Source organism: Vibrio sp. 10N.286.48.C11, assembly GCF_041469805.1.
Lineage (GTDB): Bacteria > Pseudomonadota > Gammaproteobacteria > Enterobacterales > Vibrionaceae > Vibrio > Vibrio crassostreae_C.
Genome location: NZ_JBFRLK010000001.1, coordinates 39533 through 53299 on the forward strand (window position 1 = coordinate 39533; position 13767 = coordinate 53299).

The 13767-nt window shown below is 44.0% G+C and carries 13 protein-coding genes; 2 read left to right on the forward strand and 11 right to left on the reverse strand.

The window, feature by feature from the left end; all coding sequences use genetic code 11:
* Positions 1 to 53: 53 nt before the first annotated feature.
* From AB4209_RS00230 to AB4209_RS00240, 3 genes are all read right to left on the reverse strand, one after another.
* Positions 54 to 1415, reverse strand: coding sequence for a sodium-dependent transporter (locus AB4209_RS00230; protein ID WP_372054382.1), 1362 nt, complete (start codon positions 1413 to 1415; stop codon positions 54 to 56).
* 289 nt (positions 1416 to 1704) lie between these two features.
* Positions 1705 to 2499 (reverse strand): YggN family protein, encoded by a 795-nt coding sequence (locus AB4209_RS00235; protein WP_372054384.1) that lies wholly within the window; start codon positions 2497 to 2499, stop codon positions 1705 to 1707.
* 88 nt (positions 2500 to 2587) lie between these two features.
* Positions 2588 to 3061 (reverse strand): GreA/GreB family elongation factor, encoded by a 474-nt coding sequence (locus AB4209_RS00240; protein WP_372054386.1) that lies wholly within the window; start codon positions 3059 to 3061, stop codon positions 2588 to 2590.
* A gap of 145 nt (positions 3062 to 3206) precedes the next feature.
* Here AB4209_RS00240 and AB4209_RS00245 point away from each other — a divergent pair, with 145 nt between their 5' ends.
* Positions 3207 to 5141 (forward strand): ATP-dependent DNA helicase RecQ, encoded by a 1935-nt coding sequence (locus AB4209_RS00245; protein WP_372054388.1) that lies wholly within the window; start codon positions 3207 to 3209, stop codon positions 5139 to 5141.
* Positions 5142 to 5205: 64 nt separating this feature from the next.
* Here AB4209_RS00245 and dinB read toward each other — a convergent pair whose 3' ends face one another.
* Positions 5206 to 6282, reverse strand: coding sequence for a DNA polymerase IV (dinB, locus tag AB4209_RS00250; RefSeq protein ID WP_029235195.1), 1077 nt, complete (start codon positions 6280 to 6282; stop codon positions 5206 to 5208).
* A gap of 162 nt (positions 6283 to 6444) precedes the next feature.
* Between dinB and AB4209_RS00255 the strand changes: the two genes are divergently transcribed.
* Positions 6445 to 7683, forward strand: a complete 1239-nt coding sequence (locus AB4209_RS00255; protein WP_102333772.1) for a response regulator — start codon at positions 6445 to 6447, stop codon at positions 7681 to 7683.
* Positions 7684 to 7818: 135 nt separating this feature from the next.
* Here AB4209_RS00255 and nqrM read toward each other — a convergent pair whose 3' ends face one another.
* The 7 genes from nqrM to AB4209_RS00290 all read right to left on the reverse strand — a co-directional run bounded on the left by nqrM (position 7819) and on the right by AB4209_RS00290 (position 13762).
* Positions 7819 to 8073, reverse strand: coding sequence for a (Na+)-NQR maturation NqrM (gene nqrM, locus AB4209_RS00260; protein ID WP_009848378.1), 255 nt, complete (start codon positions 8071 to 8073; stop codon positions 7819 to 7821).
* Positions 8074 to 8089: 16 nt separating this feature from the next.
* Positions 8090 to 9094 carry an FAD:protein FMN transferase gene (locus tag AB4209_RS00265; RefSeq protein WP_017059913.1) on the reverse strand — a complete coding sequence of 335 codons (1005 nt, stop codon included), beginning with the start codon at positions 9092 to 9094 and terminating at the stop codon, positions 8090 to 8092.
* A gap of 174 nt (positions 9095 to 9268) precedes the next feature.
* A complete protein-coding gene (gene nqrF, locus AB4209_RS00270; protein ID WP_017059912.1) occupies positions 9269 to 10495 on the reverse strand; it encodes an NADH:ubiquinone reductase (Na(+)-transporting) subunit F in 1227 nt (408 codons plus the stop codon).
* Positions 10496 to 10524: 29 nt separating this feature from the next.
* Positions 10525 to 11121, reverse strand: a complete 597-nt coding sequence (nqrE, locus tag AB4209_RS00275) for an NADH:ubiquinone reductase (Na(+)-transporting) subunit E (RefSeq protein ID WP_009848375.1) — start codon at positions 11119 to 11121, stop codon at positions 10525 to 10527.
* A gap of 7 nt (positions 11122 to 11128) precedes the next feature.
* Positions 11129 to 11761, reverse strand: a complete 633-nt coding sequence (locus AB4209_RS00280; protein WP_008223083.1) for an NADH:ubiquinone reductase (Na(+)-transporting) subunit D — start codon at positions 11759 to 11761, stop codon at positions 11129 to 11131.
* Positions 11761 to 12528: a Na(+)-translocating NADH-quinone reductase subunit C gene (locus tag AB4209_RS00285; protein WP_017059911.1), complete on the reverse strand. Its 768-nt coding sequence runs from the start codon at positions 12526 to 12528 to the stop codon at positions 11761 to 11763. The genes AB4209_RS00280 and AB4209_RS00285 overlap by 1 nt, the downstream gene beginning before the upstream one ends.
* A complete protein-coding gene (locus AB4209_RS00290; protein WP_010439046.1) occupies positions 12518 to 13762 on the reverse strand; it encodes an NADH:ubiquinone reductase (Na(+)-transporting) subunit B in 1245 nt (414 codons plus the stop codon). Before AB4209_RS00290 ends, AB4209_RS00285 begins: the two co-directional genes overlap by 11 nt.
* Positions 13763 to 13767: the final 5 nt, after the last annotated feature.

Sequence of the window (13767 nt, forward strand, 5' to 3'; positions counted from 1 at the left end):
AATATTTCAAGTTCAGAGGAGGTAATTTCAAAAAGCCCAGATAGGGTTCTGCATTAACCGAAAGATGCCCAGATAACCGTTGCTACCAAAATTGGGCACACAAACTTCACATACATTGGCCAAACCTTACCAAACCAACCAAGTTGAAAATCAGGACTGCCTTGTTCAAGCTCTTTCACTTTTGAAGCTCGGCTCCATACCCAACCACCAAACACACAGAACATCAGTGCAGCGACTGGTTGAAGATACTGAGTTGCAATCATCGCTACCATGCCAAACATCGCAGCAAAGTTGTAAACAATCACCACACTAAACATCGCGATAGCACCACCAATCACCCAGCTTGTTGGCGTTCGTCTAGTATTGAAACGCTCACTCACTAGCGCAACCGGGCCTTCAAGCATCGAAATCGAAGAAGTCAGTGCAGCAATCGTTAGTAGTAAAAAGAACACAATCGCAAAGATCTGTCCAAGCACACCTAAACTATCAAACATCAACGGCAAAACCGTGAATACTAGCGTGTCAGAGCTTAATAGTGAGCCGTCTTCAGCGTAGATTTGAACGCCTTTTTGCATCGCAACAAACATTGCTGGCATCACCACTAATCCAGCAATAAAAGCGACAGCAGTATCCACCAGAGTTACGTTCATCGCCATTTTTGGTAGGTTCTCTTTCTTGCTTAAGTAAGAGCCATAAACCAACATCGAGCAACCGCCAATAGTGAGTGAGAAGAACCCCTGTCCCATTGCCGCCAGAATCAGTTTTCTATCCCACACTTTCTCAAAGTCTGGAATAAGGTAATGTTTTAGGCCTTCCATCGCGCCAGATTGCGTCATGATGTAAACAAACAATAAGCCAAATAAAACAAACAGCGCAGGCATCAAACGAGTCGACCATTTCTCGATGCCTTGCTTAACACCGCCCTGCACAATCAAGATAGTCAGTACATAGAACGCGACGGTACCAAATACGTTGCGCTCAACACTGAAGCCCTTAAACCAATCAGCAATCGCTTCTAGGCCGATAAGATCCGCGACCGCACCAATTAGGAAACAGATCAACCAGCCACCAACAATACTGTAAAACGCCAACACTGCGCTTGGTACACTCAGTCCAACCCAACCGACAAACTCACCGACTTTCTTACCCAAAGGGTTTGTCGTCAAAGATCGCATGCTATCAACTGAGTTTGCTTGGCCGTGACGGCCTATAGCCATCTCAACCACCAACATAGGGAAAGCAACCACGAAGATCATGATCAAATAGACTAAAAGGAAAGCGCCACCACCGTTGCTAGCAACTTGAGTCGGGAAACCCCAAATATTACCCAAGCCAACCGCTGCACCAGCCGCTGCTAAAATAAAACCTAAACGAGAGCTAAAGTGCTCTCTTGAAGAGGAAGATTGTTGGTCCATATCGCCCGCATTAAAAATCAGTGAACTAGTTGAGAAGTACAGTAATAAAAAGCAATGATAGGCACAACCAATAAATGAACAATTCTCTGATTTTTACAATCAATGCGCTATTTAGAACAACAAAATTAACAAAAAACCAGTCTTATCGTTCAATTATAAGCAAAAAAGCGAAGCAGTAGGCTTAAGAAGGAAATGGATTGAATTGAGATAAATACTCGCCGTGTGGTTCCATTTATACAAACAAAAAGAGCACCGACCGGTGCTCTTACTATTCATCACTAGACTCGAATTAAATTGTGAAGACTTGGTAATCTTTTAAGTTCGGAATGATTTCATGCAGCTCTTGCTCTTGTTCTGCCATCTCATCAAGTGAATCACAGAACTCATTCGCTTCCTCCTGTACTTGTTGAGAGTGTTCTTTCATTCGCTCTTCAACTTTCAGCTTTAATTCAGCCATACTGTCAGCCAGTTCAGTCAGGTTTAGGCCACCGTCTTGTTTCATTTTTTCTGACATCGCATTAAAAGCGCTAGAGATAAATTCTTGGTTAAAGATTTCTTTCGCCTTCTCGAAATCTTCAGACCAGCCATTGGCCATCGAATCAAAGCTTTCTGCAGGCAACACTAATTCGCCATCTTTGTAATAACGCGCTTCCAGTTCTGCAAAGTAGGTTTTCATTGATTCTTTTACATTATCAAATGACTCAGGTGAATCCAGGCTAGCCGCGATATCATCAATCACGTCATTGGCTAACGCTAAGCTATCGTTGGCCATTTGTTTCGCTCGAGGTAAGTACTCACTCATGTTTTCGCGATATTTCTCAATCGCCGCTTGTTGGTCGGCATCAAGCTCAACCTTCTCACCATGAATATAGAGGTCGTTGTTATCATCAAAAACGGCCGTATCACCATTCACTTGATGAATTTCGACTTTTTGGTCATCGATTCGCAATTCATTTTTCAAATCAACTCGACACTGAGCAGCAAAAGTTGGCAGGCTCACAAAAGAGATTACCGCTGTTAACGATGCGATTAATACATTGTTTTTAATAAATATTTTGTTTTTCATAAATACATTGTTTTTCATAACATCCTCTCATCAATCTGACAGATTACTATACCCTTGGTATATGCTCCTTTGTCAGAGAAACGTTTTATATCTATTAGTCAGTTAGTTAGTCGATAGAGATAACTTCGTAGCAAAACTGTTTATCTGCGACCTTAAACTCAATCTCATCACCAACTTCTTTACCCATTAGAGCCTGGCCAAAAGGTGCATTTGCCGTCACGATGGCAATCTCATTCTCATTCCACGTGACAGAAAGTCCGCCGACTCTCGGCCCCATAAAAAAGTGTTTATATTGATCATGCTCGTCAATGACCACAACGTAACTGCTCACCGTAACCTTCTGGCTATCACGCAACACTAAGTTACGATAACACTGAATATCGTCTTCACACTCTTGTACCCTCACCGCTTGACCATGGGCGAGATACGAAGCTTCTAATGCCAATGTATCGTACTTATGTTCAGGCACAGTCTCTTCATCGGTCGCAGCATCAATCGCACGCTGAGTCGCAGATTGTGCGATACGTAATCGGGATTCGAGTTGCTCTATGATTATTTGGCGAAGCTCAGACTTATTCATACTATTGGGGTGCTTTTCTATAGGAGCTACAGAATAGAATTAGGTACAATCAGGTGCAAGACATTTGATTCATCAAGCGACGCTATCATGAATAGGCGCCCGCTTTAGCATCAATACGACACTTAATAACTCAGGTAGAACATAAATGATTGAGCAGAAGCTAAAACAAGTATTCGGATTCGACTCACTGCGCAATGGGCAAAAGCAAGTCATTGATAACGTTCTATCTGGTCACTCGACTGCCGCGATATTCCCGACAGGCTCAGGTAAATCGCTGTGCTATCAATTACCAGCATTAGAGTTACCGCACTTAACCTTGGTGATATCGCCACTGTTAGCCTTGATGAAAGACCAACTCGCTTTCCTGCACAGTAAAGGCATTAGCGCAGCGGCAATCGAATCAAGCCAAGACCGACAAACCACACAACAGGTTATGCAGTCAGTGCGTAACGGTGACACCAAGATCCTCATGATCTCCGTCGAGCGCTTGAAGAACGAACGCTTTCGTCAGTTTATCTCCCAAGTGTCGATCTCACTGCTTGTGGTCGATGAAGCGCACTGTATTTCAGAATGGGGACACAACTTCAGACCCGACTACCTGAAGCTTCCTCAATACCAAAAACAGCTCAATATTCCTCAGGTTCTACTACTGACAGCCACTGCGACTACAGCGGTTATCCAAGATATGAAGTCAAAGTTTGAAATTGATGAGGAGCGCGTTGTGGTTACGGGTTTCTATCGTCAAAATCTCGATCTGTCGATTCAACCTTGTGAACAAACCAGTAAGCTAGAAATCTTGTGCAATGTGGTTAACCAAGCTTCTCTCGCTCCGACTATTGTTTATGTCACCCTTCAACAAACGGCAGAGATGGTGGCTCAGCAGCTTCGCAATGCTGGCGTTAATGCAGTGGCTTACCATGCGGGTCTTAAGCCTGAAAATAGAGATGCTATTCAACACCAATTCATGAATGATGACGTGAGCTGTATCGTCGCAACTATCGCGTTTGGTATGGGCGTGGATAAGTCCAACATTCGCCGAGTGATTCACTTTGACTTACCAAAATCGATCGAAAACTACTCACAAGAGATCGGCAGAGCTGGTCGAGATGGGCAAGCGTCTGAATGTATTTTACTGGCTAACAAACACGGTTTAAGCACACTCGAGAACTTCGTTTTTGGTGATACGCCAGACAACATATCGATACAAGCGGTATTAAAAGAGATCTACGAAAATCAAAACATTGGCGCTTCTGGCTCGAATCAATGGGAGATCATGCTTAATCAACTATCACGTGAATCCAACATTCGTCAGTTACCGCTAAAAACACTACTGGTGTACCTCGAAATTGAAGGTGTGATTGAGCCCAAGTACAGCTACTTCGCAGACTACAAATTTAAGTTCATTCGTCCGAAACAGCAGATCACAGAGCAATTTCAAAGTGAACGTCGTCAATTTGTCGAAGCGATTTTCCAATGCTCTCCTCAAGCAAGAGTGTGGTGCCAAGTCGACTTCGATGCGCTTTGGACACACTTCCAAGCCGATCGTCAGCGTGTGATTGCGGCTATCGACTACTTCAATGAACAAGGTTGGATTGAACTAGAAAGCAAGCAGATCACCGATGTCTACGCGATCCACAATACTTCTGAAGATATGATGCAACTGTCAGAGCGTCTAACTGAGTTGTTTAAAGCAAAAGAAAACAGCGAGATAAACCGCCTTAACCAAATGCTGAATTTCTTTGAGGCGGATACTTGCCTAAGCTCACGCCTTGCGAGTTATTTTGCCGATGATAAAGCACCAACAAACTGCGGTCACTGCTCTGTATGTCGAGGAGAAGTGGCAATCTTACCAACCGTTGATGTTGAACCTATCGATGATGAGACGGTGATGACATGGATACATGAGTTTATTTCGGCTAGCCAACAACTGATTACCGACGAGGCAATTACTCGCTTCTTATGTGGAATCGCCACCCCGCTTTCAACCAAACTCAAAGCCAGTAAAATGGTCGGTTACGGCAAGCTAGAGCAGCAACCGTTCAGTGATACCTTAGCGCGAGTAAAACAACTTCCTAGGTAATTCTTACTTATAAAAAACCGACTAGGCTATGAAGCGTAGTCGGTATTCATCTCACTCATTATCTTTAAAAGAAGCTCAACTGACGCATTTGGTCTTTAGGTTGCAGCATTACGCTTAAACCAAGCAGGCGTATTTCTCGCCCCTGTTGTCTTTTCAGTATTTCACTAAGCAGCTCTTTGAAGTGTTCACGATCGAGAGAGGCATGGATGTGTTCAATCGTGGTTTGTTGAAAGTCGGCGAACTTGAGCTTAATGCCCTGCTTGATGATCGCTTTGCTTGGGCTAGCCTTTTCTAAGCGAGTCTCGAGTTCAGGAAATAGCTTATCTTCGATTACCTGCCAACATTCTGCGTAGCTTGAAATGTTTTGGGTAAAGGTGCGCTCTACACCTACCGATTTTCGCTCGCGCTCGATGATAACTTCTCGATCATCAATGCCATGACTGCGCTTCCAGAGTGATGCACCTTGACGGCCAAACTTGAGTAGCAGGTCTCGATAGTCAGACTCTTTGATATCCTTACAAGTAAAGAAACCCGCTTGGTGCAGCTTTTCTATGCTCACTTTGCCGACACCGGGAATCTTTTCAAGTGGTAGCTCATCGATCACTGATTGCACGTCTTGTGGAGGGATAACAAACTGACCATTGGGCTTATTCAGATCTGAGGCCACTTTCGCCAAGAATTTAATCGGTGCAATTCCTGCAGAAGCTGTCAGGTTCAGTTCGTTCCAAATATCACGGCGAATAGACTCGGCAATAAGTGTTGCTGAACCGTGACACCGCTTAGAATCGGTGACATCAAGGAAAGCTTCATCCAAGGAAAGTGGTTCAATGATTGATGTGTATCGAGAGAAGATTTCACGGATCTTTTTAGATATCTCGACATAGACCGACATTCTTCCCGGCACAACCAATAGATTAGGACAAAGCTGTAGGGCCTTTCCGGTAGGCATTGCAGAGCGAACACCAAACTTGCGGGCTTCATAATTACAGGTGCTCAAAACGCCGCGTTGCTTTTCATGCCCACCAACAGCTAACGGGCGATTTCGGTAAGCAGGGTTATCACGCATTTCTACAGCCGCGTAAAAACAATCCATATCGACATGGATTATTTTTCTGACTTTCTCTTGGTCCGAACTGCACATTTGGAAATAACTCAACCTTACAACTGTATCTATGAACAGTATAATCAATTATTCTCAGATTTAAAATGATCTGGAGTCCAGCTCAACAGGTTTCACTTCATTCGCCGCCCACTATTCTGATAGTATTGTTAGGAGTATTTAGTCTATAAGTAGGGATAGCTTTTGAGTGAAAAAATACTAGTGGTAGAGGATAGTCGCGCATTCAGAAACTATCTTTACCAACAATTTAAGAACGATGGCTATGAAGTTGCGTTGGCGGAATCTGTAGAAGAAGCCAAAGCGATCTTAGAGCAAGAAACGGATTTCTTGTGTGCAGTCCTCGACTACTGTTTACCTGACGGCCAAGACGGCGAGATCATTGATCTCGTCTTAGGCTATCAACAGAAAATCATTGTCCTGACCGGGATGTTCGACAATCAACTGCGAGAGCAAGTCCTAGCCAAAGGCGTTATCGATTACATACTTAAAGACAGTATGTCATCAGTAAGCTACCTACTTCCCCTGGTTCAAAGAATTTCGAATAATCGCCATCACAAAGCATTGGTTGTCGATGATTCAGCGGTCGTTCGCCGTTACATAGCTCAACTTCTAGAACACCAATATATCCAAACTATCCAAGCCGAAGATGGCGAACAAGCATTAAAGCTCCTTCATAACGATCCCGATATTACGTTCGTTGTTACAGACCATGATATGCCGAAGAAAGACGGTATAGCGATGATCCGTGAGATACGACGCGATCACGACAGAAACCAGTTGGCTATTCTAGGGTTATCAGGCAGCGATGATCGCACCATGACAGCTCGATTCCTTAAAGCGGGGGCTAACGACTTCCTTTACAAGCCTTTTAACCAAGAAGAATTTTTTTGCCGTATCCATCAACTGCTTGATATGAAAGAAGCGGCCAACGAGCTATTTCGACATGCCAACGAGGATGCTCTTACTGGCTTATGGAACCGTCGTTACCTGTTCAATCAAACATGTAAAGGTTGTGAGCAGCGCAGTATAGCCATGATGGATATCGACTTCTTCAAGAAAGTGAACGACACCTACGGTCACGATGGTGGTGATGCAGTCCTCGTGGAAGTCGGCAAGATCATCAAAGACCATTTTAAAGATGATGTTGCTGTACGCTTCGGTGGCGAAGAATTTTGTATTCAGTCGTGTGGTTCGTTTGAGAGCTTTGTTGACAACTTAGAGTCCATGAGAGAAGCCATTGAAAGCCATGTTGTTGAGCATGACTCTCAAAGAATCAAGGTCAGTATCAGTATCGGCGTAACCGATTTAGACGCGAAGCTAGATGAGCAGATCAAAGCCGCTGATGAGCTTCTTTATACGGCAAAAGAGCAAGGTAGAAACCAACTAGTGTTTGCGCGTAACAGCATGCAAATCGAACAATAGTCATTCGCCTCTGTTTCCATTTTTGGTATACCAAGATTAATTGCTAGACCTCAAAACTAAAAAAGCTCAAGACGATAATCTTGAGCTTTTCAATTTGAGGGCATAGATAACTCTATCCCCTATGACTGTCACCAATTAAGCGATACGGTCTTTACTCCAAGCCGCTTCTTTTTGTTGACGCTCAGCCAGCTTCTCTTCACGGTAAGCTTCACGTGCTTCACGCTTCTTACGCGCGTCACAAGGTTCAGGGCAGTTACATACTTTATCAATACCAACAGCACCTAAACCGCCACAGCTACCTTTCACAACTTTCTTTTGGATAATGTAGCCAATTGACATCGCTGCGATTACTGCAAGAAAAACACCAAATGTAATCAGAAATGTATTCATAATTATCTCGCTTACCTTATTTACCTAAGTATGGCTTAAATGCTTCAGAAGCAATTTCTTTAAAGCCATCTGCTGTTTTTACCACCATGAACACTGGGATGTTATGTTGGTTTGCGACTTCCATTCCTTTTTCCTCACCTAAGACCATAAGGCCCGTAGATAAGCCGTCTGCAGTCATTGAAGACGGGTTTAAAACAGTCACAGAAACCACTTTATGGTGAAGAGGCTTTCCTGTTTCAGGGTTGATGATGTGTGAGTAACGAACACCATCACGTTCAAAATAGTTACGGTAATCACCAGAGGTTGCGATAGCCATATCACCCGGCTCGATGATCTCTTGGATATTACGCTCATCAACGCTTGGTTTCTCAATCGCGATACGCCAGCCCACGTTCTCACGGTTTAAACCTTTCAGACGAATTTCGCCACCAACTTCAACCATGTAGTTGTGAATACCGATAGAATCAAGGTAGTCAGCGACGACGTCAACACCCCAACCTTTTGCAATCGTGGATAGATCGACATACAGGTTAGGTAGGTCTTTCTTCAACATGTTGCCTTCAACACTAAGATGATGGATACCAATCTTAGCCTTGCGAGCCGCCAGCTCTTCATCTGATGGCACAACTTCAGGACGAGCTTCAGGACCAAAACCCCATAAGTTAACTAACGGACCAACCGTTACATCCAGAGCTCCTTCAGTAAGACCGTTCAAACGAATCGCTTCTTTCACAACCGTCGCTGTTTGCTCAGATACTTCGAACGCATCCGCACCTTTATGCTGGTTGAAACGGCTTAATTCGGAATCTTCACGGTAAGTCGACATCTGGTCGTTTACTTCTTCAAGTAGACGATCGATCTCTGTATGAACTTCATTAGACTCAGGAAATTCATCACCATTGATGTATTTAATATTGTAACTCGTGCCCATCGTTGGGCCACTCAAATGCACTTGCTCTCTTGACTGCTCACAGCCCGCAAGAAAAATCAAAGAAGTTAATGCAACAAGCCAAATTCTCACTTGCTTACTCCTGTCTAATGTTGAGGATTTATATAAGGAAAAATAAGAGTAAAAAATAGGTATTTTGAATGCCTTACTCTTTCTTATATAAGCCAGTATGTTGTCAAAAGCTGTCTTAGAAAAACAAATGGCTGACTCGTAGGAGTCAGCCATAATATCAATCACTTAAGTGGATTAACCACCGAAGTCATCTAGTAGGATGTTTTCATCTTCTACACCAAGATCTTTCAGCATGCCGATAACAGCAGCGTTCATCATCGGTGGACCACACATGTAGTACTCACAATCTTCAGGAGCTTCGTGATCCTTCAGGTAGTTTTCGTACAGTACATTGTGGATGAAACCAGTGTAACCGTCCCAGTTGTCCTCTGGTTGAGGATCAGACAGTGCACAGTGCCACACGAAGTTTTCGTTTGCAGCCGCTAGGCCATCGAAATCTTCAATGTAGAACATCTCACGCTTAGAACGTGCGCCATACCAGTAAGACATCTTACGAGTAGACTTAAGACGCTTAAGTTGGTCGAAGATATGAGAACGCATAGGCGCCATACCTGCACCACCACCGATGAATACCATTTCATTGTCTGTGTCTTTAGCAAAGAACTCACCAAATGGACCAGAAATAGTACACTTGTCGCCTTCTTTAAGAGACCAGATGTATGAAGACATCACACCAGGAGCAACATCAGGGTTGTTTGGCGGCGGAGTCGCGATACGAACGTTCAACTTGATGATACCTTTCTCTTCTGGGTATGAAGCCATTGAGTAAGCACGGATTGAATGTTCTTTAACGATAGACTCGTAACGGAATAGGTTGAACTTATCCCAGTCACCACGGTATTCCTCAGGAATATCGTAATCTGCGTATTTCACGTGATGTGGTTCAGCTTCAATCTGAATGTAACCACCCGCGCGGAACGGTACTTCTTCACCTTCAGGGATTGCTAGCGCAAGTTCTTTGATGAAAGTAGCTTCATTGTTATTCGAGATAACAGTACATTCCCACTTTTTAACACCAAAGATATCTTCGTCTAGTTCAATCTCCATGTCAGTTTTCATAGCAACTTGACATGCAAGACGTTCGCCTTCGCGAGCTTCACCTTTTGTGATGTGATCAAGTTCAGTTGGAAGGATGTCGCCACCACCAGACTTAACTTTTACACGACACTGACCACAAGAGCCACCGCCACCACAAGCAGAAGATACGAAGATACCAGCGCCAGCCAGGGCACCAAGTAGCTTGCTACCAGGTTGAGTAACGATCGCCTTTTCAGGGTCGCCGTTTACTGAAATAGTGATGTCACCTGATGGTACTAACTTAGACTTAGCGAAAAGAATCACTAGTACTAGAGCCAGTACAATAATGGTAAACATCGCTACGCCAAGAATAATACTAAACATTTGTTATTCCTTATTACTGGGTGCTTACCCTACAGTTGAACACCAGAGAAAGACATAAAGCCTAACGCCATCAGACCAACAGTAATGAACGTGATACCAAGGCCACGAAGACCTGGAGGTACGTCAGAGTACTTCATCTTCTCACGGATACCCGCAAGAGCAACGATAGCTAACATCCAACCCACACCAGAACCGAAGCCGTAAACAACAGATTCAGCAAAGTTGTAGTCACGAGTTACCATGAAAGATACACCACCAAAGATTGCACAGTTAACTGTGATCAGTGGAAGGAAGATACCTAGTGCGTTGTACAAAGGTGGGAAGAAACGGTCTAGAACCATCTCTAGGATTTGTACAAGTGCCGCGATAACACCGATGAATGCGATGAAGTTAAGGAAACTTAAATCGACACCTTCAACAAGCGCGTTTTCTTTCAGGATGTGTGTGTAAACAAGGTTGTTTACAGGAACAGCGATTGTAAGTACTACAACTACCGCAACACCAAGACCAAAAGAAGTTTTAACTTTCTTAGATACCGCTAGGAATGTACACATACCTAGGAAGAAAGAAAGCGCCATGTTTTCGATGAAAATCGATTTAACTAGCAGACTAATATAATGTTCCATGACTACCTTACCCCTTCGCTTCTACTTGTTCTGGTTTGAACACACGAATTGCCCAAATCAAGAAACCAATTAGGAAGAATGCAGAAGGTGCTAGAAGCATCAAGCCGTTTGGCTGATACCAACCACCGTTGCTCACTAGAGGTAGTACTTCCATACCAAATAGTTTGCCAGAGCCTAGAAGCTCACGGAAGAAACCAACAGTGATAAGAACGAAACCGTAACCAAGACCGTTACCAAGACCATCGATTAGAGATGGGATTGGCGCAGACTTCATTGCGAATGCTTCAGCACGACCCATTACAATACAGTTAGTAATGATTAGGCCTACGAATACAGATAGCTGCTTAGAGATATCGTATAGGTATGCTTTAAGCACTTGGTCTACCACGATTACTAGTGATGCGATAATTGCCATCTGAACGATGATACGCACACTGTTAGGAATGTGGTTACGGATCAAAGAAACGAAGAAGTTAGACAGAGCAGTAACGAACATTACCGCGATAGTCATAACAAATGCTGTTTCTAGCTTAGTGGTTACCGCAAGAGCAGAACACACACCAAGAACCTGTAGCGCGATTGGGTTGTTGTCCAACACCGGCGCTAAGATGCTCTTTTTAATTTCTTTTGCACTAGACATTAGTTCAGACCTCCGTCACGAACTTTTGCTAGGAACGGACCAAAGCCCATATCACCTAACCAGAAGTCAAATGTATGTTGAACACCAACGCTAGTCAGTGTTGCACCAGAAAGGCCATCTACACCGTGCTCAGAACCTTGAGGAGCGCCACCTTTAACAACCTGAATAGCAGGTTTGTGGTTTTCGTCGAATAATTTCTTACCAACGAATTGAGCGCGCCAAGATGGGTTCTCAACTTCACCACCAAGTCCAGGAGTTTCACCTTGCTCGTAGTAAGTGATACCAGAAACTGTGTTGCCATCAGTTTCTACCGCAACGAATGCGTACATCATTGACCATAGACCGTTACCGTGAACAGGGATGATAACTTTAGAAGTTTCAGCGCCATCTTTCACAAGGTATACAGTACCCGTGTTAGCACGACGAAGGATCTTAGCGATGTCATCTTCAGCTGAAAGCTTGATTGACTGAGCTGGATCTTTTGCCGCTTTACGTTGGTCGTATGCAGCAGCATCGCCGTCAACGAAATCGCCAGTAGCGAAATCAACTAGACGAGGTTCAATGTTCTCTGCGTACAGTTCAGGGATATTACCCGCAAGTTCAATGCCCGCAACTTCAAGGATCTTAGTTTGCTGATCTAGAACCGCGTTAGCTTGTTGCTTAGGTTTAAGAACAACTGCAGCTGTTGAAACGATGATTGAGCACACTAGGCTCAATGCGATAACAACAAACAGCGTCTTTTTAATGCTATCGTTATTACTTGCCATAGCGCGCTAGTCTCCGCTTAATGTTCTTCTCGATTACAACGTGGTCAAACAGAGGAGCAAATAGGTTTGCGAATAGAATCGCAAGCATCATGCCTTCTGGGTATGCAGGGTTAACTACACGAATCATTACACACATTGCGCCGATTAGGATGCCGTACCACCACTTACCACCATTGGTAAATGACGCTGATACAGGGTCTGTTGCCATGAAGAACATACCAAATGCGAAGCCACCTAGAACTAGGTGCCAGTGCCAAGGCATGCTGAACATTGCGTTAGTGTCAGAACCGATCACATTAAACAATGTTGATACAGCAATCATACCGATCATAACACCAGCAATGATGCGCCATGAAGCAATGCCCATGTATACGATCATTGCAGCACCGATCATAAGTGCAAGCGTTGATACTTCACCGATAGAACCTGGAATGTTACCAATGAATGCGTCCATCCAAGTGATCGTCTCACCAGATACCGTGTTCATTAGCGCGCTACCACCGCCTTGAGCCCATTGGCTAAGCGCTGTTGCACCAGAGAAACCATCAGCTGCAGTCCAAACTACGTCACCAGAAATCTGAGCAGGGTATGCAAAGAATAGGAACGCACGGCCAGCAAGTGCAGGGTTTAGGAAGTTACGACCCGTACCACCAAAAATCTCTTTAGCAACAACAACACCGAAGGTAATACCTAGTGCAGCTTGCCATAGAGGAAGTGTTGGCGGAACAATAAGCGCGAACAAGATAGAAGTAACAAAGAAACCTTCGTTAACTTCGTGCTTACGCACCATACAGAACAGTACTTCCCAGAAACCACCAACGATAAAGACCGTCGCGTAGATAGGTAAGAAGTAAGTCGCACCCAAGAGCATCTTACTGCCCCAACCTGCATCGGCTCCTAAGGAGGCTCCAAGCATTTCGGTTAGCCAGTAGTGCCAGTTACCATCAATGATAGAAACTAGTTCTGCACCTGAATACATGTGGTTTAGTGCTGCAATAGCTTGACCACCTGCGTTGTACATACCCCAGAACATTGCTGGGAATACCGCAAGCCAAACCATGATCATGATACGTTTTAAGTCAACGCTATCACGGACATGCGAGCTTTTCTTTGTAACTGTACCTGGTGTGTAGAAAAGTGTTGCTGCAGCTTCGTAAAGCGCAAACCACGTTTCGTGTTTACCACCTGGTTCAAAATGATGCTCGATGTCTTCAATAAACTTTTTAAGGCCCATGAAAA